Below are 23,278 nucleotides of genomic sequence, written 5' to 3' on the forward strand. Positions count from 1 at the left end.
ACCTCGCCGTTGACCGGGCTGACGTTGTCGAAGTACTGCCCCTTGACCGGCGGAACGAACTCGCCCCCGATATAGTTGCCGTACCGCGACTCGAAGTCGACGACCGCACCGGACTGGCCCGGGTTGGCATAGATCATGGCATGCTCCTGAGTATTATCGTTGTATGGACACTGCCCTGCCATTCTTGGTCGTGACAGCAACCGATGACATACTCCGTTGGTCGAAACCACTCTCCTTGACAGCCACTCCTCTGGACTGGCTCTTCCACTGAATCTCAGGCCTGAGACATTTCGTCCCAATGATCCAGGGAGACCAGAGTGGTGGTGAGACGGACTTGCAGCGCTTCGAGAACCGGGGGTATCGACGCCAACTCTCCTTCGGCAGCCAGGCGTTCGATCCGCGCCGCCAACTCCGCTACCGTTACCGTCCCCAGGCTCGAGGACTCCCCCTTCAGCTGGTGCGCGGCATGGCGCAATCGGTCGGCGTCACTCGACGCGAGTGCCGAGGTGATCTGAGCGAGGTGCGCCCCGCTCTGGTCGCGGTAAAGCGCCACCAGCCGCGTAAGCCCCGGTTTTCCGAGAGAGTCGAGCAGAGAGTTCAGGACCCGAGGATCCAGCAGCGCCTGCTGGCTCATGACCAGCGGCTCCCCCGGCTCTCCCTCGTCGCCCCCCAGGTGACGCCTCAACACCTCCAGCAGGGGCTCCGGGAGCAGAGGCTTGGCAAGATAGCCATTCATCCCCGCGGCCAGACAGCTCGATGGCTCGCCTCCCGGGCCGCCGGCGGTCATCGCCACGATGGGCACCTCGGTCAGCCAGCCCTGGCGCCGACGAAGGCGGCGAGTCACCTCCAACCCATCCATATCCGGCATCTGCACGTCCATGAAGATCAGGTCAAACTGCCGTTGCCGGGTCAGGGTCAACGCCTCGCTCCCCGAGTCGGCCAGGCTTACCCGGCAGCCCAGCCGCTCGAGCATCGCACGGGCGACCCGCTGGTTGACGGGGTTATCCTCCACTACCAGCAACTCTGCCCCCGGCAGGTGCTTCCCCGAGAGTTGCCTGCTCGCGCTGCGCCGCGCAGCGGCGTCCCGCACCGGCTCGGTGGCGGGCACCAGCGGCAGCAGGCACCAGAAGCGGCTGCCGATCCCGGGCTCGCTCTGCATGTCGAGGCGTCCCCCCATGGCGTCGATCAGACGACGCGAGATCGCCAGGCCCAGGCCGGTGCCACCGAAGCGTCGCGCGATGGAAGCATCGCCCTGCCGGAATGGCTCGAAGAGATGCTTGTGTTGCTCGGCTGGGATGCCGCACCCCGAATCACGCACCTCGAGGCGCAGGGTATCGGCACCCTCGGGCGTCGCCTCGACAATGACCTCCCCCTCCCCGGTGAACTTCACGGCGTTGGACACCAGATTGAGCAGCACCTGGCGCAGTCGCGCCGGATCCCCCATCACCCAGGCCGGCAGCTCCTCGGAGATTCGCGCCTCGAGTCCGATCCCGCGTGACTCGGCGCGCGCCATGAACACCGTCACCGCCCCCTCCACCAGCGTGGCAAGCGATAATGGCTGGCACTCCAGATCGAGATGCCCGGACTCGATCTTGGAGAAGTCCAGCAACTCATTGATCAGCCCCAGCAGCAGGTTGGCGCTGTCATGAAGGGTGGTCGCATACTGACGAGGTCGCTCCGCAAGAGGCTCTTCCAGCAGCAGGTCGCTCATGCCGATGACACCGTTGAGAGGCGTGCGGATCTCATGACTCACCGTGGCCAGGAACTCCGACTTGGCCTGGTTCGCCGACTCGGCACGTCGCACGGCCGCCTGTAGCTGATGGCTGAGTATTTCCAGATCACGGCGGGCAGTGGCATTGTCGCGGGCCTCGCGGAACAACATGACCGCAACCAGCAGCGCGGAGAAGCTCATGGCCAGGATCAGCAGCAACAGCAGGCCATGGAGTCGTTGCTGTTGACGACGCTGGAGGGTCGCACGCTCGGCCAGGTAGCCATTGACGGCAATCACCAGGCGCTCGGTGCGGCTTCCCAGTATCTCCAGACGCTCCTCGAGACGCTGCCGGCTTTCGGTAGTGAGCGCCTCGAGCTCGCCGATCATGTCGTCCAGCTCACCGATCCGGCGTTCGATATCCTCGAGCAGCTCGACTACCGCGGGTGCCTTCGCCAACAGTTCGGCAACGCCACTCTGCCCCAGCATATGCATGCGGCTATAGAACAGCTCGAAGCGCAGCCGGAGCCCGTCGAGGGTGGCATCGGGCTGTACCAGATAGCTGCGCATCTGGACGGTTTCACGGTCGATCCGATAGGCGTGCCAACCGGTCCCCTCGGCGACTCTGCCCACCAGGCTATCCTGGCGCCAGGCAACCAGGCTGACCACGATCAGGGCCGCGGCAAACAGCACCAGGGCGCTGATCGCCCCCAGCCTCAGCCGCAGGGGCAACCTCAACATCCGCCACCCCCTGTCGAGTGCGCCCAATCACCGCATATGCAATCAGCGCACATGAATGCTGGCCACATGCCATACCGAACGAAAGCGCACCGCTTCGGTATGCAGCTCCGGATGATCACCGAAGGGATAGAGCACGAAGAGCGGGCCGAGTTCGCGTATCGGCATCGGCTCGCCATCACGACTCATGGCCAGAATCACGTCATAGTCATGCAGCTCCTGAACGGGAATCTCCGCTCGAAACTTGTTGAGGGCCTGCACGACGATACTATCGCCCTGCGCCCCCACCGCCGCGAGCACCTCGCGCATCAGAGGGCCCCGAAAGCAGCCGGTCTCACGATGCCAGGGGGTCCGGGTACAGACCGTCAGTGGCGAGAGGCTCTCCAGCAGCTCGCGGTCGAAGTGCGCCTGGCTGCCGGCATTAGTGTCAGAGATATTCCCGGTGACGGTCAGCAACACCTCGCCTTCCGGCGCAGGCAGCCCATCGCCGATAGCGGATGCGGGCAGACCGGCCAGCAGGAAGGCGAGGCAAATAACGATCGTCTGGCGCATGACGGCCATCCCCTTCAATCGAGTTTGGTGCGTCAGACTACGCGATCACATCGGTATGGTCAGGTGAACGCACCCACGCATCATGCGACGTATCGATGCGGGGCTTCAGGCTCTCGCCGCCAGAGCGTTGAGAGCGTGACCGGCGTTCTCGGTTTGTCAGGGGAACGTTTGCCCGCTGACAACTGCCCGTCCTTGCGGCGGGTCAGCTTGTGTTTCCAGGCCCAGTAGCGGGCGCCAATGTTGTAGCTGGCATTGAGATCCGCATTGTATTGCTTGCCGTTCTGGAAGGTGGCGAGTTCGTGCTGCGCCTTGTCCCGCTTGATGCGACCCGAGCCATCGAAGGCCCAGGAGGAGGTGCCTCGCGGGTAGACATGGACGACCCGGCCGCCGGCCTCGACCATCTTCTGCTCGATCAGCGTGGCCAGTCGGCGATGCAGCCAGTGGTGGAAGCGCTGGCGCAGTCCCGACCGCTTCTTGCCGGCCCTGGGCCGCCAGCCCTTCAGATCCTCCAGCACGATCACATCGGCCCCATGCTCCAGGGCGAAGTCGACCAGTCGGCGGGAGGTCTGCTGGGCCATCTGCTCGTTGATGTGCTGGGCCTTGCGGTACCACGTCCGCCCAAACCCTTTCGAGAGCTTGGCGGTCTTGCGCGCCTTGCGGCGGATCAGCGTGGCGCGCTTGTCACGACGGTCCATGTCCGCGGCGGGGTGGAAGCCCCCCCTCGCCGCGACGGTGCCGTTCGGTGTCACGATGCTGGCCGTGGCCAGCGTATTGATCCCCAGATCAACGGCGCAGACGCGCTGTCGATCGGGAAGAGAGGGTGGCGTCATCTCTACCGGCACTGCCAGGTGGCAGCGCCGGTTGAGTACCAGCGTCGGTGATTTGATGGTACCCAGGTGATGCCGTTGGCGTACCGCCTTGATGGCCACCTCATGCCACAGCCACTCCTTGCCGTCCCACAGCTTCAGGCTGGCAGTCGTGAACTCAGCATCGAACTTGACCAACTGCCCGCGGTACATCACCGGATAGCAGCCGGCGATCGGATTGAAGCGTGGTGGCTTGGCGTCGCGGCGAGCGCGATCGCCCGACTGCCAGGCCCGATAGCGGGTCAGGTAACTGGATACCTGGCCCTTGACAAACTCGATGGCCGCCCGGCGAAGGTAGGACGGGAACTTGTAGAAACGCTTGGCGAAGTAGAGGTGGCGAGGCGAGGGGTTTTTCTTGGTAGGGTGCATCAGCCGCTCCACGGCAGCGGCAAAACTCGGTGCCTGCTGTAGCGATGGCCAGTTGCTCAGTACCACCACCGACAACGCACGGCAGAACTGTCGGTATTCCGCCAGCGTCAAGCGCATCAGGTGTCGCTGCTGCGCCGTGGCGTGTAGAGGCCACTTGTCCGTGCGAATCAAGGTTCGAGTCATGGAAAAAGGCTAAGCCATTAGCTGATATTTATCCAGTAAACGCCTTGGCTTTTGCCAAGGCTCGCCGCTTAACTAGCGCATCACGCTCCGCGTCGATGCGTAGGATGCGCGGCCGATTTGCTCAACGAAGGCCGGGGGCATAGTCGCCCCCGGCATGATGCCTGGTCGAAGGAGAGTAACGACGGTCAGCCGTGGAGGTCGTGCTTCTCCTCCCGGGGCTTGATGACCACCAGGTCCTCGTAGGCATGCCAGCTGGCGAAGCCCAGCACCGGCAGGATAAGCGCCAGACCAATATAGAAGGTCAACACCCCGACCAGCACACAGCCGGTGAGAATCGCGGCCCAGAGCAGCATCGGACGGAAGTTTCTGGATACCGAACGAATGCTGGCCTCGATGCCCTCCATGAAGGTCAGATCCTGATCCATCAGGGTCGGAATGGCCACTACGCTGATGGCGAAGGCGCCAAAGGCCAGGATGCTTCCCAGCACGGTACCGACGGCGATCATGCCGAGCCCCTGGGGGGTTGTCAGCAGGGCGGCATAGAGATCCGTCGGGCTTGGCACCTCGAAGCCGAAGAAGAGGGCAAACAGCAGGGTCGCCACACGAATCCAGGCGAGGAAGAAGATCATCATCATGACCCCCATCATCGCCAGCTGGCCGGCATGGGGCCGCCAGGCGCCGAAGGCATCCCCAAGATGCGGGGCGCGACTGGCCTCCAGTGCACGACTGATGCCATAGGAGCCTACCGCCACCAGCGGGCCAATGAACATGAAGCCCGCCACCAGCGGGAGCAGCCAGTGCCACAGGCCCAGATAGATGGCGCCGACGGTAACGGCGATACTCAGCCCCACCCAGAACATGCCGTACGCGAGACTGACGACGGCAGCCTGGCGAAAATCCTCGATGCCGGCGGCGAGCCAGGCCCTGGGTCGCTCCATGCCGACCGGCTGGATGGTGATCTTCACGCCGGGCCCTGCCGACGCGTCCCGTGATTTCTCAGTTGCCGCATTCATGAGTCACCTCTCTTCGCCGACGAGTGCCCGACCGACTCGGGCGCCGCGTGGATGGCCTCGGATCATCACCGGGTCATCGAAACGCATTAACGAGGGTCTATCGTTAACTATGCCTTAATCTAGTTGATCGGGATCAACTCTGCCGGAAATCGCGCCGATCTCATTCCACGCTCAGGTCACTGCCAGAACGCAGAGGGCCCCGACGCGATGTCGAGGCCCTCTGCGAAACCGAATGGTGCGGCAGGATGCCTGCCGCGATCAACGCACGATCATTACCGATACCCTGGAATGGTGTACCACATGCTCGGCATTCGGCCCCAGCACGTAATCGGCGAACTTGCGCTTGTTATGGGAGGCCATCACGATCAGGTCCACCTCGAGCTTCTTCGCCGCCTTGACGATCGCCTCCCAGGGCGAGCCATCGACGATGACGCTCTGGACCGTGATATCGTCAGGCACGTGCTCGCGAATAAACTCGTGCTGCGCCTCGGTGATCGCCGCATGGGCCTTCTTGGCGAAATCCTTGGGAAAATAGGAGCCGACCAGCGGCATGCGGTAGTCCGGCAGCACCGTCACCACATGCAGCGACGCTCCGAAGCTGCGGCACAGCGCCAGCGCCGTCGGTAGCGCCTTGGCCCAGGAGGCCTCCTCGTTGAGGTCCACCGTCAACATGATCTTCTGATACATGACACTCTCCCTCAGGCAGACGCCGCAGCGGCGTCACGATCACGCCGTCGACGCTGCAACATTACGACCAGGCCGAAGACCAGGAAGGCCGGAATCCACATCAGCTCCTTGGTCCAGCGATCCACCGGCGCGAGTACCTGAATGATCTCCTGGTCGAAGTCGAAGCCCAGGTCCGACGCCTCGCTGCCGAAGGTCACCATGTCGACCACGGCCCTGTCCTCTTCGATGATCAGCTCCAGGCCCAGGTTCTCCAGCCGCTCCTCGCCGGTCTCGCCACTCGGCACCGGCAGCTGCATATAGGTGGTCAACGGATCACCGAAGTCATCCTCGCCAAGGATCTGCAACCGCAACGTACTCTCCTCGTCCACGCTGCCAAGCGCCTCGACAAACTGTGCCGGCGGAATCTCCTGATAGGGGTCATGGAGCTGATCCATCCAGAAGCCCGGCCGAAACAGGGTAAAGGCCACCAGCAGCAGCACGATGGACTCATACCAGCGGTTACGGGCGATCATGAACCCCTGGGTGGCCGCCGCGAAGATCAGCATGGCGATCGTCGACACCACGAAGATCAGCACCCCCTGCAGGGCGGTGACATCGATCAGCAGCAGGTCGGTATTGAAGATGAACAGGAACGGCAACGCGGCGGTGCGCAGGCTGTAGTAGAAGGCCTGGAAGCCGGTACGTATCGGGTCACCGCCAGAGACCGCCGCCGCGGCAAAGGAGGCGAGCCCCACCGGCGGCGTCACATCCGCCATGATGCCGAAGTAGAACACGAACAGGTGTACGGCGATCAACGGTACCAGCAGGCCGTTCTGCTCACCCAGCTGGACGATCACCGGCGCCAGTAGCGCCGACACCACGATGTAGTTGGCCGTGGTGGGCAGCCCCATGCCGAGAATCAGGCTGAGCACCGCGGTGAAGATCAGGATCAGCATCAGGTTGCCCATGGAGAGGATCTCCACCACATCGGCAAGCACCAGGCCGACGCCGGTCTGGGACACCGCACCGACGATGATGCCGGCGGTGGCGGTGGCGATGCCGATGCCGATCATGTTGCGGGCACCGGTGACCAGGCCGCTCCACAGGTCCATGACCCCCTCGCGCAGGTCCGCCGCCATGTCACTGCGCCCACGGAAGATCGATGTGATGGGACGCTGGGTGAGGATGATGAAGACCATGAACACCGTGGCCCAGAAGGCCGACAGCCCCGGCGAGAGGCGCTCCACCATCAAGCACCAGATCAGCACGATCACCGGCAGGATGAACTGCAGGCCGACCATCACCGTGGGACGGGTCTGGGGCAGCTTGTAGATGGGTGCATCGGGGTCATCGAGCTCCAGCTCGGGGTAGCGGGAGGCAACCTTGAGCAGCCCCACATAGATCACCGCCAGTCCGGCGGCCACCACCCAGGGCGTCGCACCACCCAGCACCGGCTTCAACCAGCCCAGGCCATAGTAGACCACGAGAGCCGTGATCATCATCAGGAGCAGGCCTCCGAGGAAGCCGATCGCCTTGCGCACCAGCGGCTTGGGCGGGTTGCTGCTCTCCAGGCCCTGGAGGCCGGCCTTGAGCGCCTCGAGATGAACGATATAGATCAACGCGATATAGGAGATCAATGCCGGCAGGAAGGCGTGCTTGATCACCTCCACGTAGGAGATGCCCACATACTCGACCATCAGGAAGGCCGCGGCCCCCATGACCGGCGGCATGATCTGACCATTGACCGAGGAGGAGACCTCCACCGCGCCGGCCTTCTCCGCCGAGAAGCCGACACGCTTCATCATCGGTACCGTGAAGGTGCCGGTGGTCACCACGTTGGCGATGGAGGAGCCGGAGATCAGGCCGGTCATGCCCGAGGCCACCACGGCGGCCTTGGCCGGCCCGCCCTTGTAGTGGCCCAGCAGCGAGAAGGCGACCTTGATGAAATAGTTGCCGGCGCCGGCCTTGTCGAGCAGCGCACCGAACAGCACGAACAGGAACACGAAGCTGGTCGAGACCCCCAGCGCAATGCCGAAGACCCCCTGGGTCGTCAACCACTGATGGTTGACCAGACCGTAGAGGCTGACCCCGCGGTGGGACAGGATGCCCGGCATGTAGGGCCCGGCCAGCGAGTAGATGATAAAGATCGAGGCGATGATCATCAGCGGCGGACCGAGCGCCCGTCGCGTGGCCTCGAGCAGCAGCAGGATACCCGCCACACCGATGATCACGTCCTGCAGTATCGGCGCACCGGGACGCTGGGCCAGCTGTTCGTAGAACATGAACATGTAGGCACCACAGAAGGCCGCCGCCGCCGCCAGGACCCAGTCCTGAACGGGGATGCGATCACGGGGCGAACGCTTGAGTGCCGGATAGGCCATATAGGCCAGGAAGAGCGCGAAGGCCAGGTGAATGGAGCGGGACTCGGTGGCATTGAAGACCCCGAAGCCCAGCATGAACGGCAGTGGAGACGCGATCCACAGCTGGAAGAGCGACCAGGCGGCGGCAATGCTGACCAGCAGCTTGCCAGGCGTGCCGGACGGCTTGCGGGCCCCGGAGTCGCTCGAGGCGACCATATCCTCGAGATCGACCTCTTGCCCCGCGGCCCTCTTGTTGTCCTCAGTCATAAGCGTGCCCTGCTCTGTAACGTTTCCCTGGGAGCGCCCGGGATGGCCTCCCACGGCATCTCAAACAGAATGCGCGGCCCCCTCGGGTGACCGCGCATTCTTCACCGAGGTGAAAGCACCTCAGGCCGTTGTATCACTCGATCCAGCCCTGCTCACGATAGTAGCGTGCAGCCCCATCGTGCAGCGGTGCGGAGAGACCCGAAGAGACCATCTCTTCCGGCTTGAGATTCGCAAAGGCCGGATGCAGCTTCTTGAAGCGATCGAAGTTGTCGAAGATCGCCTTGACGGTCTGGTAGACGATCTCCTCGTCGGTTTCGGCGGTGGTCACGAAGGTCGCCGCGACACCGAAGGTCTCGACCTCCTCGTCGTTGCCCTTGTAGAGGCCGCCGGGGATGGTCGACATGGAGTAGTAGGGGTACTCGTCGACGATGCCCTGGATCGCTTCATCGTTGAGCGGGATCAGCCGGGAGTCGACGGTGGTGGTCGCCTCCTGGATGGAGCCGTTGGGGTGGCCCACCACATAGGCCATGGCGTCGATGTTGTTGTCGGCCAGGGCCGAGGCCATCTCGGCGGCATCGAGCTGAGAGGCCAGCGAGAAGGAGTCCTCGGTCCAGCCCTTGGCCTCCATCACCACTTCCATGGTGTTGCGCTGGCCGGAGCCCGGGTTGCCGATATTGACGCGCTTGCCCTCCAGGTCATCGAGGGTCTCGATGCCGGAGTCGGCTCGCGCCAGGATGGTCAGCGGCTCGCCGTGGGCACGAAATACCGCGCGCAGGTCTTCAAAGGCCTCGCCTTCGAAGTTGCCGGTACCGTTGTAGGCCTGGTACTGGACATCGGACTGCACCACACCCATATCGAGCTGACCGGACTTGATGCCGTTGACGTTGGCCACCGAGCCACCGGTGGAGGGCGCGTTACACTTGATGTTGGCATCTTCCAGACGGTTCACCAGGCGGCAGACGGACTGGCCGACCACATAGTAGACGCCGGTCTGGCCACCGGTACCGATGGTGATGAACTTCTCTTCGTCCTGGGCCATGGCCGGCGAGGCGAACATCGCGGCCCCCAGGATCGCGCCGGTGAAGGCAGCAGCAGAGAATGCATGGCGTTTCATGAACACACCTCTTTGACGTTGTCGGCAAGAGAGCGGAGCGTCGTGAGCGCAGTGGCCCCGAATCTACCACTCTCCTCTACTTTAGCGAAAAAATCATTCCGGGGATAATGACCGGAGGCAAAGCCGCCAAATCACGGGCGGCGGGAGTATTCAAACACCAGTCTAGCCCTGCCGAGCGTTTATGAAGCGTTAATCTTGTGATGCATCGCAGCAAAGGTCGCCTGGGGCCACTCGGCTATCGACGCGAAGGCTTGTGGACGAGCCAGGCGACGCCACTCTTCAGGGCAATCAGCCGACGTTGTAGCCCAGAATCCGCGGCAACCAGAGCGCGATCTCCGGGAACACGGCAACAAGCGCCAGGGCGGCGGCCATGGCCACCACGAACAGCAGGGCCCAGCCCACGGTCTGTTCGAGGCGAATCCTGGCCACCTCGGTGGTCACCATCAGATTGACCGCCACCGGCGGCGTGAACTGGCCGATGGCGATGTTCATCGCCAGCAGGATACCGAACCACACCGGGTTCCAGCCGAAGTGCTGCATCACCGGGATCAGGATCGGCATCATGATCAGATAGATGGAGATGGCGTCGAGCAGCATGCCGGCGGCCAGCACCGCCAGCATGATCAGCACCAGCAGCACCACCCCGTTGTCGGAAAGCGAGATGATCCACTCCGCCAGATGGCGGAAGGTACCGAGCATGGTGCCGGCCCAGGCGAAGATGCCGGCAAGCGCGATGATCAGCATCACCACCCCCGAGATCACCGCCGCCTCGCCGAACAGCGCCCAGAGATCACGCAGACTGAGCTCGCGGGTCACGAAGAGCCCTATCAACACACCGTAGGCCACTGCCACCACCGCCGCCTCGGTGGGGGTGAAGAGCCCCGAACGCAGCCCGCCGAGGATCAGCACCGGCGCGAACAGTGCCGGCAGCGCCTGCCTGAAGGTCTCCCCCACACGAAGGGGCTCGGCGCCCGCTACCGGTGCACCGCCCTCCCAGCCATGGCGACGTGAGACCAGCAGAGCCGGGACCAGCAGCGCCAGGCCGGCGAGTACACCGGGGAAGAGCCCGGCGGCGAACAGTGCCCGCAGATCGACTCCCGGCACCACGATGGAGTAGAGGATCAACGCCACCGAAGGGGGAATAAGGATCGCCGTGGAGGCCGAGGCAGCGATCAGGGTGGCCGAGAACGGCTTCGGATAGCCCGCCCGGGTCATGCTCGGCAGCATCACCATGGCCACCGCGGCGGCATCCGCCGGCCCCGACCCGCTCATGCCGCCCATGATCATGCACACCAGCACCGCCACCAGCGCCAGCCCGCCATGACGCGGGCCGATCAGCGCCTGGGCAAAGCGCACCAGGCGCAGCGCCACCCCGGAGCGCTCGAAGATCAGCCCGGTGAGGATAAACAGCGGAATGGCAATCAGCGGATACTTGGCGATGCTGTTATAGGTATTGGTGCCCAGGGTGGCGAGCATCGCCGGCGACAACCCCGCCAGGATACCTACGGCACCCGCCAGCCCCAGGGAGAAGGCCACCGGGACACCGGCGATCAGCAGCCCGGCGAAGGCCAGCAGCATCCAGAGATCAGGACTCATCGTCGAGTCCTCCACGCAGCCGGTCCCTGGTCTGTTGCAGCTGACGCACCAGCATCACCGCCGCCAGCAGCGGCAGCCAGACGATATACCACCACTGGGGCAGACCAAGCCCGGGCGAGAGAGTCTCCCAGCGGTACTCCTGCCAGGCCAGCTTGGCGCCGAACCAGGCGATCAGTCCCAGCACCGCCACCCCGCAAAGCCCCTGGAAGAGTATCAGGACCCGGTGTGCGCCCACCGGCAGGGCACGCTCCAGCATGCCGATGCGGATATGACCGTTACGCCGCAGCGCCACGGCGGCGCCGGCGAAGGTCAGCACCACCAGCAGGAATACCGAGAGCTCTTCGGTAAAGGCCAGCGAGCCACCGGTGATATAGCGAGTCACCACGTTGCCGAGACTGATCAGCGCGATGATCACCAGGGCCAGGCTGGCCAGCCAGCGCTCCGGCCTGGCATCCGGGGAAGGCGTCATGGGGTTACCTCACAAGGCAGCGGCCGGCCTCGAGGGCCGGCCGGTCAAGGGGAATCAAGAGCGGGAATCAGCGTGACTCGATGGCGGCACGGGCGGCCTCGACGATCTCCTCACCGATCTTCGGCACCCACTCATCGTGAACGCCGGCGGTGGCCTCGACGAAGGCCTGGTACTGGGCGTCCGAGAGCTCCGTTACGGTGACGCCACGCTCCTGGATGGCGGCCAGGCGTTCGCTCTCCTCCTCGCGGGTCATGGACATCTCCCACTCGCCCGCCTCCACGGCGGCCTCACGCAGGATCGCCTGGTCGCCCTCGTCCAGTGACTCCCACACCCGGCGATTCACGGCGAAGATCAGCGGATCGTTCATGTAGTTCCACAGGGTCAGATGCTCCTGGCCCACCTGGTCGATACGCGCCACGTCGAACACCGAAAGCGGATTCTCCTGGCCATCCACCGCGCCGGTGGTCAGTGCCGGCTTGGCATCGGCCCAGCTCATCTGGGTGGGGTCGGCCCCCAGGGCGGTGAAGGTGTCCTGGAACAGCGGCGAGCCCACCACGCGGATCTTCAGGCCCTCCAGGTCCTGAGGCTCATCGATCGCGCCCTGGGAGTTGGAGAGCTGGCGGAAACCGTTCTCGCCCCAGCCCAGCGGGATAACGTCCCGTGACTCGATGGCCGCAAAGATCTTCTCGCCCGCCTCGCCACCGGTCACGGCGTCCACCGCCGCCTCGTCGGGCAGGAAGAAGGGCAGCGAGAAGAGATTGAGCTCCGGCACCTGGGGGGACCAGTTGATGGTGGAGCCCACGGCGGCGTCGATCAGCCCGGAGCGCATGGCGGAGAATTCGCGAGTCTGGTCACCGTTGACCAGCTGGGAGTTGGGGTAGACGCGCATGGTGATGCGTCCCTCGGTGCGCTCCTCCACCAGCTCGGCCCACTTCTCGGCGGCCTGGCCCCAGGGAAAGGCATCGGAAAGCACGGTGGAGACGGCAATCTCGCGCGCCTGAACGGAGAGCGAGGCGGAGAGCACGGCGGCACCGGCCAGGGCGGCGGCCAGCTTGGCAAGCGGTCGATACGTTGTCATGGCGTGTCCTTGCAGCGACACCTCGTCATCTGCGAGGCGCGGTTATGGTTATGAGTGGCACGATGTGCCGGCGCGGTGAGCCGGCGGCGGTGGACGACCCCCTCCAGGGCCCGGCGCCACCTCGCGGAATATTCTAAGGGCTCCCAGCGTTGAATATCAGCTCCGTCACTCCGGTTTGCAACGGGTGGCGTGACCCGGCCAGGCGACACAGTCTCCCACTCTGATCCCCAGCGCCTGGAAGGTACCCGCCCTGACCTCCAGCGCGGCTCGATAGGGCACTCCCGGCCGCGTCACCGGACAGTCTGCCGGCGCATCCGAACCACAGGGCACCATGGTGTGGGTCGAGACGATATGTCCCATCCCGTCGATAAAGGCGATATCCAGCGGAATCAAGGTGTTGTACATCCAGAAGCCACTGCGACCCGGCTGCTCGCTGGCATAGAGAAAGAGCATGCCGCCGTCCTCGGCGAGTCGCTCGCGACCCATCAGGCCACGGCTGCGTTCGGCCGACGTCTGCGCCACCTCGGCATGGAACTCATGCACCCCCGCGCCGGTAGCAATGGTGAGTGGCCAGCGCTTTGCGGGCACCTCGGCAGCGCTTGCCGAGTGCAGCGTAAAGGGGGCGACGGCGAGGATGGCGGCGACCAGAAGACGTTTCATGGCAGGCTCATGGCGTCATCGCCGGAGGTGGAAGCCTCCGGCATCAGGTGGATGCCCGCGGCGAGCAGCGAGACCTGTACCGCCTCCCCGCGGGCCAGGCCGTTGCGACGGGCGGCATGGGTGGCGATCTCGAAGCCGAGCCGCCCGGGGGTGTGGCCGAATGCCAGGGTAACCGAGGTCATGCCGCCCAGCACGACCAGCTCCTCGACGCGAGCGCTCACCGGGTTCTCGCGCTCCCCCAGCGAGGGGCGCCCTCGGCGATGCAGCACCACGTCAGAGGCGGGCAGATACCAGGCCACGCGGGTACCCGGCGCCAGCGACGCAAGCCCCTCGGCCACCTCCAGACGCCAGGGCCCCCAGGCCAGGCGGCGCTCGTCACCCTCCATCACCACCTCACCGCTGAAGACGTTGTGGCGATCGAGCAGCCGCGCCACCTGCGGGGATGACGGCCGGCGGAAAAGCGACTGTGGAGGACCCGTCTGGAGGGTGTGTCCGGCATGCAGCACGCAGAGGCGGTCGGCCAATGCCGCCGCCTCGTCGAGATCGTGGGTGACCAGCACGATGGGGATGGCGATCTCCTCGCGCAGCAGCGCCAGTTCACGCTGCAGGCGGCGCCGCGTCACCTGGTCCACCGCCGAGAAGGGCTCGTCGAGCAGCAGCACCCGCGGCTCGCGGGCCAGCGCCCGAGCCAGCGCCACCCGCTGCCGCTGGCCGCCGGAGAGCTCGGCGGGGTGGCGCCCGGCCAGCCCTTCCAGGCGTACCCGGATCAACCACTGCTCGGCCCGGCGACGGCGCTCGGCGGCCGGCAGATGGTGCAGTGCCACCATGACGTTGCCCAGCGCCGTGAGGTGCGGGAACAGCGCATAGTCCTGGAATACCAGCCCCAGGCGTCGGCGCTGGGGCGGGAGCGCGAGTCGCCTGTCGGCATCGAACCAGACCTCCTCGCCACAGGCGATACGCCCCCCTTGTGGGCGGTAGAGGCCGGCGATGCTGCGCAGCAGGGTGGTCTTGCCGCTGCCCGAGGGACCCACCAGTGCCAGTAGCTCACCGGCCGCGCAGCGAAAGTCCGCCGCCAGGGGGATGGGGCCCGACTGATGCAGGCTCACCTCGAGGGGGGCCGGTTTGGCCACGGTGTCAGGCACGGCGCCACATCCGACGCCCCGCGAGGCCATAGACCACACCGATGGTGACGAAGGAGACCAGCAGCAGCATCGCCGACATGGTGGCCGCCCCGCTCTCGTCGAAGGCCTGAACGCGATCGTAGATGGCGATGGCCAGGGTACGCGTCTCGCCATCGATGGCCCCGCCCACCATCAGGATGACCCCGAACTCCCCCAGGGTATGGGCGAAGGTCAGCGCCATGGCCGAGACGATGCCCGGCCACACCAGGGGTAGCTCGATGCGCCACAGGGTATGCAGCGGCGACAGGCCGCTGCACCAGGCCGCCTCGCGCAGGTTGGCCGGCACCGCCTCGAAGGCGCGCTGCACCGGCTGCACCGCGAAGGGCAGATTGGCCACCAGGGAGGCGAGCAGGATGCCCTCGAAGGTGAAGTTGAGCCCCTCACCGAACAGCCGCACCCAGAGCCCGCCGAAGGGAGCCTCCAGCCCGAAGGCCTGCATCAGGTAGAACCCCAGCACCGTGGGCGGCATCACCAGTGGCAGGGCGATCAGGGCCTCACCCAGGGGCTTGGCGCGCGAACGACTGCCGGCCAGGGCGCGGCCCAGCCACAGCCCTGCCGGCAACAGCAACAGTGCCGTGAGGGCAGCCAGATGCAACGAGACCGAGAGCGCCGTCCAGTCCATCAGCGGGGCTCATCCTCGGCTAGCCGGAGGCCATCGCCGGGAGCGCGGAAACCATCGCCGGGAGCGCGGAAACCATAGTCGGCCAAGATGGCACGCGCCTCCTCCCGCTGCAGCCAGGCGTAGAAGGCCCGCGCGGTATCACCGGCTCCCTTCACCAGCGCCATGCGCTGCACCAGGGGCTGGTGCCAGTCGGCCGGCACCATCACGAACTCGCTCCGGGCGGCCACCGGTGGCGCCAGCGCCTGGGACCAGGCCACCAGCCCGCCGCGGGCATCCGCGGAGAGCGCGAAGCGGGTCGCCTGGGCGACGCTCTCCCCCAGCACCCGCAGCGGCGCACTGGGCTCCCATAACCCGGCTTGCACCAGGGCCTGGCGTGCCGCGACCCCATAGGGGGCATGCTCGGGGTTCGCCAGGGCGATACGCGATCGCCCCTCCCCGGCGGCATGCGACGCCACCGCCTCCCGAACCGCCGCCAGCGGGTCCTCCGCACTGGGCAGCCGGCCCTGCTCCTCCTTTCTCTGCAGCCATACCAGTCGTCCTACCGCATAGACTTCCCCCATATCCGCGAGGTGGCCGGCCTCGTGCAGCGCCAGCACATAGGCCTCATCGGCAGAGAGGAAGAGCTCGAAGGGGGCACCCTGCTCGATCTGGCGACGGAAGTTGCCCGAGGAGCCGAAGTTGACCCGCAGCGACTCCCCCGTCTCGGCCCGGAAGGCTTCGGCAAGATGGGGGAAGACCGCCTGCAGGGAGGAGGCAGCCGCCACGATGGGCGGCCGGGCCAGTGCCACCGTGGAGAACAGCAGCGTCAATCCCAGCAGCAGGGCGCGACACCCCGCTCGGGTAAGGGACCGCATGGCGTGACTCCGCAAGACATGAAGGGAGGTATTGTCCGACACCCCACCGATGCCCTCAACCCGCCGGGGCGTTGCTATCGCGAGCGCCGCCGGGGACAGGTCTGGAGGGGGTCCGGAGACCAGGGACGGCGGAGGTAGCGTACAGGGAAGTATTCAAAGCGCCCCCGAAAAGGCCTGTCGCCGGATTCAGGCGCAAGCGACTCCCGGTGCTGTTCAGCTCTTGGCGACGCCGGCGAAAATGCTATGCAGATCGGCCTGCTCCTCGCGGGGGCCGAGGTCGAGCAGGGCCTCGAGGCTCGTCAGATGCGCCTCGATGGCGTCTCTCGCCCCGCCGGCATCCCCCCGGCCAAGCGCCTCCAGCAGCCGAAAGTGATCTCCCTCCAGGTAGCAGGAACCGAGGGAGGGCCGCTTGTAGAGGGCGATGACGATGGAGGTGCGCAACACCAGATCGGTGAGCATGGCACCCAGCACACGATTGGGCGAGCGTGCGGCCAGTCGATGATGAATGGCCAGGGAGTGGGCGATGCGAGCCGGCTCGTCGCCACGCCCATGGGCCTCGACCTCTGCCCGTGCCTCGCTCTCGAGGGCAGCCAGCAGCTCGGGGTCGAGGCCCCGTGCCGCCAGCAGCGCGGCCACCTCGCCCTCCACCAGGCGGCGGGCGGAGAAGGTCTCGCGGGTCTCCTCCACGCTGGGGGCTCGCACCCGGGCGACCTGATTGGGGCGCTGGTCGATGACGTGGTCGGCGGCCAGGCGCGTCAGTGCCCGACGCACGATGGAGCGGCTGACACCGAACACTTCTCCCAGCGCCACCTCCGGCAGACGCGTGCCGGGCGCCAGGCGCTGGCTCAGCACCGCCTGGCGCACCTGCTCGACGATATGGCGATCGCCGACACGCTCCCCCCCGCGCACGGCGGCTTCCACCTCTTCCCTCCAGGACTGGCTCATGGGCGTCTCGCTGGTAATGGTCCTGGCAGAACCTTCGCACTTTTCGGGCCTGATCACCACACCCGACGGCGGTTCTGTATACAAAACCCTTCAGCGTTGAGCCCTTGTTGCCCCCTCGCCATTACCCCTTGTGCAGGTGACTGGCGTTGACGTCGAGAATCTTCAGCGTATTGGTGCCGCCATGGGCGTTCATCTCGTCGCCCCGCGTGAGCATCACATGATCCCCCGGCTCGGCGATGCCCTTCTCCACCAGCAGCGCCAGGGCGCGGTCGTTGAGCTCCTCGGCCGTCATCTCGCTGGTGTCGAAGGGCAGCGAGACCACGCCGCGATAGAGCGCCATGCGTCGCTGGGCGATGGCGCTGTGGGCCAGGCCGATGATCGGCAGCCCGGAGCGGATGCGCGAGGCGATCAGCGGCGTATAGCCGGTCGAGGTCATGCAGGCGATGGCGGCCACCCCGGAGAGGTGGTTGGCGGCGTACATGGCGGAGAGCGCGATGGTCTCGTCGACCCGAGAGAAGCCCTCGTGGATGCGGTGGCCCGACTCCTGGGCGATCCGCTCGCGCTCGGCGCCCAGGCAGACCCGGTCCATCGCCTCGACGGTCTCCACCGGGAAGTCGCCGGCGGCGGTCTCGGCGGAGAGCATCACCGCATCGGTGCCGTCGAGCACGGCGTTGGCGACGTCGAACACCTCGGCGCGGGTAGGCAGGGGCGACTCGATCATCGACTCCATCATCTGGGTGGCGGTGATCACCGCCCGGTTCAGGCTGCGGGCACGCTTGATGATGCGCTTCTGGGTGCCGATCAGCTTCTCGTCGCCGATCTCCACACCGAGATCGCCACGCGCCACCATCACCGCCTCGCAGGCCTGGATGATGCCATCCAGCGTCGCCTCGTCGGTCACCGCCTCGGCGCGCTCGAGCTTGGCCACCAGGCCGATCTCCTCGCCGGCCTCGCCCAGCAGGTCGCGGGCCTCGGCCATGTCGCCGGCATGCCGCGGAAACGAGACCGCCAGGTAGTCCACGCCGATGTCGACGGCGGTGGCGAGGTCCGCCCTGTCCTTGTCGGTCAGCGCCGGTGCCGAGAGTCCGCCGCCCAGCTTGTTGATGCCCTTGTTGTTGGAGAGCCTGCCGCCCACGGTCACCGTGGTATGGATCTCCTGGCCCGCCACGGCGGTGACATCCAGCACCAGCCGGCCATCATCGAGCAGCAGGCGGTCGCCCGCCACCACATCCTCGATCAGCTGCTTGTAGTCGCAGCCCACGCGCTCCTCACTCCCCGCATCGCCCTCCAGGGCCATATCGAGCACGAAAGGCGCCCCCTCGGCCAGCTCCACCGCGCCATCACGGAAGCGGGCGATGCGGATCTTCGGCCCCTGCAGATCGCCCAGGGCGGCGACGCTTCTGCCCAGGCGAGCGGCGATCTCGCGAACTCGCTCCAGGCGGTGGCGGTGATCGGCGGCAGTGCCATGGGAGAAGTTGAGGCGCACCACGTCGACACCGGCCGCGATCATGGCCTCGAGCACGCCCTCGCGGTCGCTGGCGGGACCCAGGGTGGCGACGATCTTGGTCCTGCGAATGGGGTCATGGATGGGAGCGTGGGGGGGTAGCGTCATGGCGTCCTCGGCAGAATCAGGATGGCACGGAAGTCGTTGACATTGGTCCGCGTGGGGCCGGTCACGATCAGCCGGTCCAATGCCTGAAAGAAAGTGTAGGCATCATTGCGTGACAGAAAGGCGTCGGGGTCAAGCCCCAGGCACTCCGCCCGTGCCCGGTCGGACGCCGCAAACAGCGCACCGGCATTGTCTTCCGAGCCGTCGATGCCATCGGTATCGATGGCCAGGGCGTGGATGCCCGGCGCCCCCTGAAGTGCCTCGAACAGGCCCAACAGGTACTCGACGTTGCGCCCGCCGCGGCCTTCACCGCGCACGGTAACGCTGGTCTCGCCACCGGAGAGCAGCAGCAGCGGCCGCTCCCGCTCGCTCTGACTCGACAACGCCAGGCGCGCCTGGGCACGGCCCAGATCGCGAGCCTCGCCCTCGAGATCATCGCCCAGCACGCGCACCTCGATGCCGCTCGCCTCGGCGGCCACTCGGGCGGCATTCAGGGCGTCACGGGCGCGCGCCAGCACCCGTGAGCGATCGCGGGCGAAGTCGGAATCACCCGGTGCCGGTGCCCTGTCGGCTGTCTCCAGATGACGGCGCACGCCGTCGGGAATCTCGATGCCATGACGCTCCAGGATGGCCAGGGCATCCGCCGGAGAGCTGGCATCCGGCAGGGTCGGGCCGGAGGCGATCAGGGTCGGGTCGTCACCGGGCACATCGGAGATCAGCCAGGTCAGCACCCGGGCCGGGTGGGCCGCGGTGGCCAGCCGCCCCCCCTTGATCGCCGACAGATGGCGACGCACGGTATTGATCTCGCGGATCGGTGCCCCGCAGCGCAGCAGGGCCTGGTTGAGGGCCTGCTTGTCGGCCAGGGTGATGCCCGGTGCCGGCAGGCTCATCAACGCCGAACCACCGCCGGAAATCAGCGCGATCACCAGGTCATCCTCACCCAACGGCTCGACCGCCTCGAGCATGCGCCGGGCGGCCTCCTCGCTCAGGCCGTCGGGCATCGGGTGCGACGCCTCGAGCACCTCGATGCGCCGGCCCTCGCCCTGGGGGCCCTGCCCTTGAGGACCATGCCCGTAGCGAGTCACCACCAGGCCCGTCAGCGGTGCCTCGGGCTGCTGGGCCAGCCAGGCCCGCTCCAGTGCCGCGGCCATGGCGGCGGCGGCCTTGCCCGCTCCCACCACGACGGTGCGCCCGGCAGGTGCCGGCGGCAGCTCGGCGGGCAGCAGGCTGTCGGGGTGCACGGCATTCACGGCCGCATCGGCCAGACCGCGTAGCCAGTTCAGGGCCTCGGGTTCCGACAGCGCGGCAATGGCCTCCGGGGTGGAGGGTGTCGGCAGAGTGATCATGGAGTTCTCCTCTTCAAGCTGATGGTGCACGCCGGGAAAGGCCACCATAGGCGACCTGGAAGGCTTGCGACGACCCGATGCCAACCTCCCGGAGTCCGTCGATCTTGAGCGGCAACTGGCGGCCACCTCAGCCGCACACGGCGTCCAGCCAGCCCAGCCCTCCTGGGTACGCATATCTGATGATCTGCATGTGATAGACGTCGTACTGTAGCTTCAGGTTGCTCGAGCCCACCTCGTCGAACAGCGCCAGTGCCTGGTCGACACCCTTGCGGAACTCCTCGACGCGATCCGGGTGGCAGGCGATGCCGCGCTCGGCGCATCGCGGGGTAGAAGGGGTTGATGGCGGCGCCAGGCACGCCAAAGGCAACACCGACGCCTTCCTTGCGCAGCACGCGAATGGCGGCTTCCGCGGCGGTCATCCGAGGCATGGCGGCTTACTCCTGTGAGCATTTGTTTTTATGGAAACTAATTCTGCATAGTGAGAATAGACGCCTCCCCCTCAGGTCCGCCAGTTTTTTGGAAGTGTTTTCCAAGTTTTTTGCATCCAAAAAGCCTCAATGAATCAGATCATTGAGGCTTTTCAAGTAGAAATCTTCTTCAAGAATCCAGTCACGCTGACATCTTCGTGCACAAGACTCCGAGGCACTGCATTGTCACCAAGTGACTGCTGTACCGATTCTCAACGGCGCTGGCTGTAGGGCAGCGCCATGTGACGGTTGACGTCCTTGTACAGCAGATAGCGGAAGGGCCCCGGGCCACCCGCATAGCAGGCCTGCGGGCAGAAGGCGCGCAGCCACATGTAGTCGCCGGCCTCGACCTCGACCCACTGCTGGTTGAGGTGGTAGACCGCCTTGCCCTCGAGCACGTAGAGGCCGTGCTCCATGACGTGAGTCTCGTCGAAGGGGATCACGCCGCCAGGCTGGAAGGTGACGATGGTCACGTGCATGTCGTGGCGCAGGTCGTCCGGGTCGACGAAGCGGGTGGTGGCCCACACCTCGTTGCAATCCGGCATCACGGTCGGCGCGATGTCGTTCTCGTTGACCACGAAGGCCTCCGGCACGTCGATGCTGTCGACATACTCGTAGGCCTTGCGGATCCAGTGGAAGCGCACCGGGGCATCGGCCTCGTTGCGCAGCTGCCAGTCGCAACCGGGCGGCAGGAAGGCGTAGCCACCGGGCACCATGCGATGCTTCTCGCCTTCGATGGTCAGCGTCATCTCGCCCTCCACCACGAACAGCACGCCCTCGGCGCCGGCATCGCTCTCCGGCCGCTCGCTGCCGCCACCCGGGGAGACCTCCATGATGTACTGGGAGAAGGTCTCGGCGAAGCCGGAGAGCGGACGCGACAGCACCCACAGGCGGGTGTTGTCCCAGTGGGGCAGCTTGCTGGTGACGATGTCGCGCATCACCCCCTTGGGAATCACCGCAAAGGCCTCGGTGAACATGGCGCGGTCGGTGGTCATCACCTTCTGGCTCGGATGACCGCCCTGGGGGGCATAGTACTGGCGAGAGGACTGATGCGGCTGACTCATGAGGTGGACTCCTGTTCGCTTTCGGTCGGCGTGACGGCCTCGCCCTGCGGCAGGGTCACGCGGATGTCGATGGGGTACTCGTCGCAGTTGTTGCCCTCGCCGCCGCGATCGACCACCAGGAACTCGCCCTCGCGCTCGAGCACCGACTGGATGGCGTGCCATGCCCCGGCGCGGTAGTTGACGCCCTGGCGGCCATCGGTGACGAAGGCGCGCACGCTGTCGGGCTCGATGGTGTCGCCGGGCGGCGCCACCACCACGACGAACCGCTCCTCATGCATCGGCACGAAGGCCTGGCTGCCCAGGGGGTGGCGTTCGAGAAACGGCAGCTCGAGCGGCAGCTCGACGGGCTGACTGACGAAGATGCTGATCAGTGCCCGGGCCCCCTCCCCCAGGGTCTCGACCCTGGCCAGGTCGTGATAGCGCCGAGTGCGGCCGGCGTTGATGGGAAAAGAGTCCGACGTTCGCGTATCGATCACCTCGCCGAAGGGCGCGAAGGCCTCGGGAGTGAGGGGCTGGGCCTCGAGTTCAAGCATGCTGGCTCCTGTAGACGGCAGGTCGGGTAGGCGGCGCACCGCCCACCTCTCGGGTTCGGGGATGACACCGGATCAGGGCGCGGGATGGTGCTCCGCCCAGTGGCGGGCGATATCCACACGCCGCGCCACCCAGACCCGCTCGTGGGCCTCGATATGGTCCAGGAAGCGCTGCAGGGCGCGGAAGCGTCCCGGGCGTCCCAGCAGGCGGCAGTGCATGCCTACCGAAAGCATCTTCGGCGACTCCTCCCCCTCGGCATACAACACGTCGAAGGCATCACGCAGGTAGGTGAAGAAGTGGTCGGCGGTGTTGAACCCCTGGGGCGCGGCGAAGCGCATGTCGTTGGTGTCCAGGGTGTAGGGCACGACCAGATGGTCATGCTCGACGCCCTGAGTGTCCTTCTCGCGGGTCCAGAACGGCAGGTCGTCGCCATAGTAGTCACTGTCGTAGAGGAAGCCCCCCTCGTCGAGCACCAGCCGACGGGTATTGGGACTGTCACGGCCGGTATACCAGCCAAGCGGCTTCTCGCCGTAGAGCGACTGGAAGATCTCGACGGCACGCCGCATGTGCTCGCGCTCGACCTCCTCGGAAACCTCCTGATAGTGAATCCAGCGATAGCCGTGACAGGCGACCTCGTGACCCAGCTCCTTGAAGGCATGGGCCACCTCGGGGTGGCGCTCCAGGGCCATGGCGACGCCGAAAACGGTCAGCGGCAGGCCGCGACGCTCGAACTCGCGCAGGATGCGCCACACCCCGGCCCGCGAGCCGTACTCATAGATTGACTCCATGCTCAGGTGGCGGTCCGCATAGCTGGCCGCGCCGATGATCTCCGAGAGGAACTGCTCGGACCCTTCGTCGCCATGCAGCACACAGTTCTCGCCGCCCTCCTCGTAGTTGAGCACGAACTGCACGGCGATTCGGACATTGCCGGGCCAGTTGGCGTGGGGCGGGGTGCGGCCATAGCCGATCAGGTCGCGAGGGTAGTGGGAGGCGGAGGCATGGGTCATGGCGAAGTGTCCT

At 66.0% G+C, this 23,278-nt stretch carries 20 protein-coding genes and 2 pseudogenes; all 22 read right to left on the bottom strand.

All coding sequences use genetic code 11. The features are described from left to right. Positions 1–274 precede the first annotated feature (274 nt). The 22 genes and pseudogenes from E0702_RS12570 to puuE all read right to left on the bottom strand — a co-directional run bounded on the left by E0702_RS12570 (position 275) and on the right by puuE (position 23,265). Entirely contained in the window at positions 275–2,449 is a 2,175-nt protein-coding gene (locus E0702_RS12570) for an ATP-binding protein (RefSeq protein ID WP_132044359.1), read from the bottom strand. 42 nt (positions 2,450–2,491) lie between these two features. Continuing rightward, the gene (locus E0702_RS12575; protein ID WP_240721737.1) at positions 2,492–2,998 is read right to left on the bottom strand and encodes a molybdopterin-dependent oxidoreductase; all 507 of its coding nucleotides are present in this window, start codon (positions 2,996–2,998) and stop codon (positions 2,492–2,494) included. Positions 2,999–3,078: 80 nt separating this feature from the next. After that, entirely contained in the window at positions 3,079–4,350 is a 1,272-nt protein-coding gene (locus tag E0702_RS12580; RefSeq protein WP_240721738.1) for an IS200/IS605 family accessory protein TnpB-related protein, read from the bottom strand. A 251-nt stretch (positions 4,351–4,601) separates the two neighbouring features. Then, on the bottom strand, positions 4,602–5,429 hold the full coding sequence (locus E0702_RS12585; protein ID WP_132044363.1) for a DUF2189 domain-containing protein: 828 nt from the start codon (positions 5,427–5,429) through the stop codon (positions 4,602–4,604). Between the two features lie 258 nt (positions 5,430–5,687). Then, positions 5,688–6,116 (bottom strand): universal stress protein, encoded by a 429-nt coding sequence (locus E0702_RS12590; RefSeq protein WP_132044365.1) that lies wholly within the window; start codon positions 6,114–6,116, stop codon positions 5,688–5,690. An 11-nt stretch (positions 6,117–6,127) separates the two neighbouring features. Then, entirely contained in the window at positions 6,128–8,722 is a 2,595-nt protein-coding gene (locus tag E0702_RS12595) for a TRAP transporter permease (RefSeq protein ID WP_132044367.1), read from the bottom strand. Between the two features lie 133 nt (positions 8,723–8,855). Further along, positions 8,856–9,836, bottom strand: coding sequence for a TAXI family TRAP transporter solute-binding subunit (locus tag E0702_RS12600; protein ID WP_132044369.1), 981 nt, complete (start codon positions 9,834–9,836; stop codon positions 8,856–8,858). 288 nt (positions 9,837–10,124) lie between these two features. Next, entirely contained in the window at positions 10,125–11,432 is a 1,308-nt protein-coding gene (locus E0702_RS12605; protein ID WP_132044371.1) for a TRAP transporter large permease, read from the bottom strand. Beyond that, positions 11,422–11,901, bottom strand: coding sequence for a TRAP transporter small permease (locus E0702_RS12610; RefSeq protein WP_132044373.1), 480 nt, complete (start codon positions 11,899–11,901; stop codon positions 11,422–11,424). The genes E0702_RS12605 and E0702_RS12610 overlap by 11 nt, the downstream gene beginning before the upstream one ends. Before the next feature lie 67 nt (positions 11,902–11,968). Continuing rightward, positions 11,969–12,979, bottom strand: coding sequence for a DctP family TRAP transporter solute-binding subunit (locus E0702_RS12615; protein WP_132044375.1), 1,011 nt, complete (start codon positions 12,977–12,979; stop codon positions 11,969–11,971). Between the two features lie 165 nt (positions 12,980–13,144). Next, entirely contained in the window at positions 13,145–13,639 is a 495-nt protein-coding gene (locus tag E0702_RS12620; protein WP_132044377.1) for a DUF192 domain-containing protein, read from the bottom strand. Next, the gene (locus E0702_RS12625) at positions 13,636–14,781 is read right to left on the bottom strand and encodes an ABC transporter ATP-binding protein (protein WP_240721739.1); all 1,146 of its coding nucleotides are present in this window, start codon (positions 14,779–14,781) and stop codon (positions 13,636–13,638) included. The genes E0702_RS12620 and E0702_RS12625 overlap by 4 nt, the downstream gene beginning before the upstream one ends. After that, entirely contained in the window at positions 14,774–15,442 is a 669-nt protein-coding gene (gene modB / locus E0702_RS12630; protein WP_132044381.1) for a molybdate ABC transporter permease subunit, read from the bottom strand. Before modB ends, E0702_RS12625 begins: the two co-directional genes overlap by 8 nt. After that, a complete protein-coding gene (gene modA, locus E0702_RS12635) occupies positions 15,442–16,296 on the bottom strand; it encodes a molybdate ABC transporter substrate-binding protein (RefSeq protein WP_132044383.1) in 855 nt (284 codons plus the stop codon). Before modA ends, modB begins: the two co-directional genes overlap by 1 nt. A gap of 213 nt (positions 16,297–16,509) precedes the next feature. After that, a complete protein-coding gene (locus tag E0702_RS12640; protein ID WP_132044385.1) occupies positions 16,510–17,241 on the bottom strand; it encodes a GntR family transcriptional regulator in 732 nt (243 codons plus the stop codon). A gap of 121 nt (positions 17,242–17,362) precedes the next feature. Beyond that, a complete protein-coding gene (pyk, locus tag E0702_RS12645; RefSeq protein ID WP_132044387.1) occupies positions 17,363–18,853 on the bottom strand; it encodes a pyruvate kinase in 1,491 nt (496 codons plus the stop codon). Beyond that, complete coding sequence (locus E0702_RS12650; protein ID WP_132044389.1) at positions 18,850–20,196, bottom strand: glycerate kinase type-2 family protein; 1,347 nt, start codon at positions 20,194–20,196, stop codon at positions 18,850–18,852. Before E0702_RS12650 ends, pyk begins: the two co-directional genes overlap by 4 nt. Before the next feature lie 178 nt (positions 20,197–20,374). Continuing rightward, positions 20,375–20,509: pseudogene (locus E0702_RS19555) on the bottom strand (hydroxypyruvate isomerase); the annotation flags it as partial. Continuing rightward, a pseudogene (locus E0702_RS20085) lies at positions 20,508–20,624 on the bottom strand (thiamine pyrophosphate-binding protein); the annotation flags it as partial. The pseudogenes E0702_RS19555 and E0702_RS20085, both read right to left, overlap by 2 nt. A gap of 251 nt (positions 20,625–20,875) precedes the next feature. After that, entirely contained in the window at positions 20,876–21,727 is an 852-nt protein-coding gene (locus E0702_RS12660) for a bifunctional allantoicase/(S)-ureidoglycine aminohydrolase (protein ID WP_132044391.1), read from the bottom strand. Continuing rightward, on the bottom strand, positions 21,724–22,260 hold the full coding sequence (locus E0702_RS12665) for an ureidoglycolate lyase (RefSeq protein WP_132044393.1): 537 nt from the start codon (positions 22,258–22,260) through the stop codon (positions 21,724–21,726). The genes E0702_RS12660 and E0702_RS12665 overlap by 4 nt, the downstream gene beginning before the upstream one ends. A gap of 72 nt (positions 22,261–22,332) precedes the next feature. Beyond that, the gene (gene puuE, locus E0702_RS12670) at positions 22,333–23,265 is read right to left on the bottom strand and encodes an allantoinase PuuE (RefSeq protein WP_132044395.1); all 933 of its coding nucleotides are present in this window, start codon (positions 23,263–23,265) and stop codon (positions 22,333–22,335) included. Positions 23,266–23,278: the final 13 nt, after the last annotated feature.

The organism is Halomonas marinisediminis (genome assembly GCF_004347715.1).
Classification (GTDB): domain Bacteria; phylum Pseudomonadota; class Gammaproteobacteria; order Pseudomonadales; family Halomonadaceae; genus Halomonas; species Halomonas icarae.

Excerpts from the sequence above, each read along its gene's own strand:
- E0702_RS12570 (WP_132044359.1), bottom strand. The coding sequence starts at position 2,449 with ATGTTGAGGTTGCCCCTGCGGCTGAGGCTGGGGGCGATCAGCGCCCTG.
- E0702_RS12575 (WP_240721737.1), bottom strand. The coding sequence starts at position 2,998 with ATGCGCCAGACGATCGTTATTTGCCTCGCCTTCCTGCTGGCCGGTCTG.
- E0702_RS12580 (WP_240721738.1), bottom strand. The coding sequence starts at position 4,350 with ATGCGCTTGACGCTGGCGGAATACCGACAGTTCTGCCGTGCGTTGTCG.
- E0702_RS12585 (WP_132044363.1), bottom strand. The coding sequence starts at position 5,429 with ATGAATGCGGCAACTGAGAAATCACGGGACGCGTCGGCAGGGCCCGGC.
- E0702_RS12590 (WP_132044365.1), bottom strand. The coding sequence starts at position 6,116 with ATGTATCAGAAGATCATGTTGACGGTGGACCTCAACGAGGAGGCCTCC.
- E0702_RS12595 (WP_132044367.1), bottom strand. The coding sequence starts at position 8,722 with ATGACTGAGGACAACAAGAGGGCCGCGGGGCAAGAGGTCGATCTCGAG.
- E0702_RS12600 (WP_132044369.1), bottom strand. The coding sequence starts at position 9,836 with ATGAAACGCCATGCATTCTCTGCTGCTGCCTTCACCGGCGCGATCCTG.
- E0702_RS12605 (WP_132044371.1), bottom strand. The coding sequence starts at position 11,432 with ATGAGTCCTGATCTCTGGATGCTGCTGGCCTTCGCCGGGCTGCTGATC.
- E0702_RS12610 (WP_132044373.1), bottom strand. The coding sequence starts at position 11,901 with ATGACGCCTTCCCCGGATGCCAGGCCGGAGCGCTGGCTGGCCAGCCTG.
- E0702_RS12615 (WP_132044375.1), bottom strand. The coding sequence starts at position 12,979 with ATGACAACGTATCGACCGCTTGCCAAGCTGGCCGCCGCCCTGGCCGGT.
- E0702_RS12620 (WP_132044377.1), bottom strand. The coding sequence starts at position 13,639 with ATGAAACGTCTTCTGGTCGCCGCCATCCTCGCCGTCGCCCCCTTTACG.
- modB (WP_132044381.1), bottom strand. The coding sequence starts at position 15,442 with ATGGACTGGACGGCGCTCTCGGTCTCGTTGCATCTGGCTGCCCTCACG.
- modA (WP_132044383.1), bottom strand. The coding sequence starts at position 16,296 with ATGCGGTCCCTTACCCGAGCGGGGTGTCGCGCCCTGCTGCTGGGATTG.
- E0702_RS12640 (WP_132044385.1), bottom strand. The coding sequence starts at position 17,241 with ATGAGCCAGTCCTGGAGGGAAGAGGTGGAAGCCGCCGTGCGCGGGGGG.
- pyk (WP_132044387.1), bottom strand. The coding sequence starts at position 18,853 with ATGACGCTACCCCCCCACGCTCCCATCCATGACCCCATTCGCAGGACC.
- E0702_RS12650 (WP_132044389.1), bottom strand. The coding sequence starts at position 20,196 with ATGATCACTCTGCCGACACCCTCCACCCCGGAGGCCATTGCCGCGCTG.
- E0702_RS12660 (WP_132044391.1), bottom strand. The coding sequence starts at position 21,727 with ATGAGTCAGCCGCATCAGTCCTCTCGCCAGTACTATGCCCCCCAGGGC.
- E0702_RS12665 (WP_132044393.1), bottom strand. The coding sequence starts at position 22,260 with ATGCTTGAACTCGAGGCCCAGCCCCTCACTCCCGAGGCCTTCGCGCCC.
- puuE (WP_132044395.1), bottom strand. The coding sequence starts at position 23,265 with ATGACCCATGCCTCCGCCTCCCACTACCCTCGCGACCTGATCGGCTAT.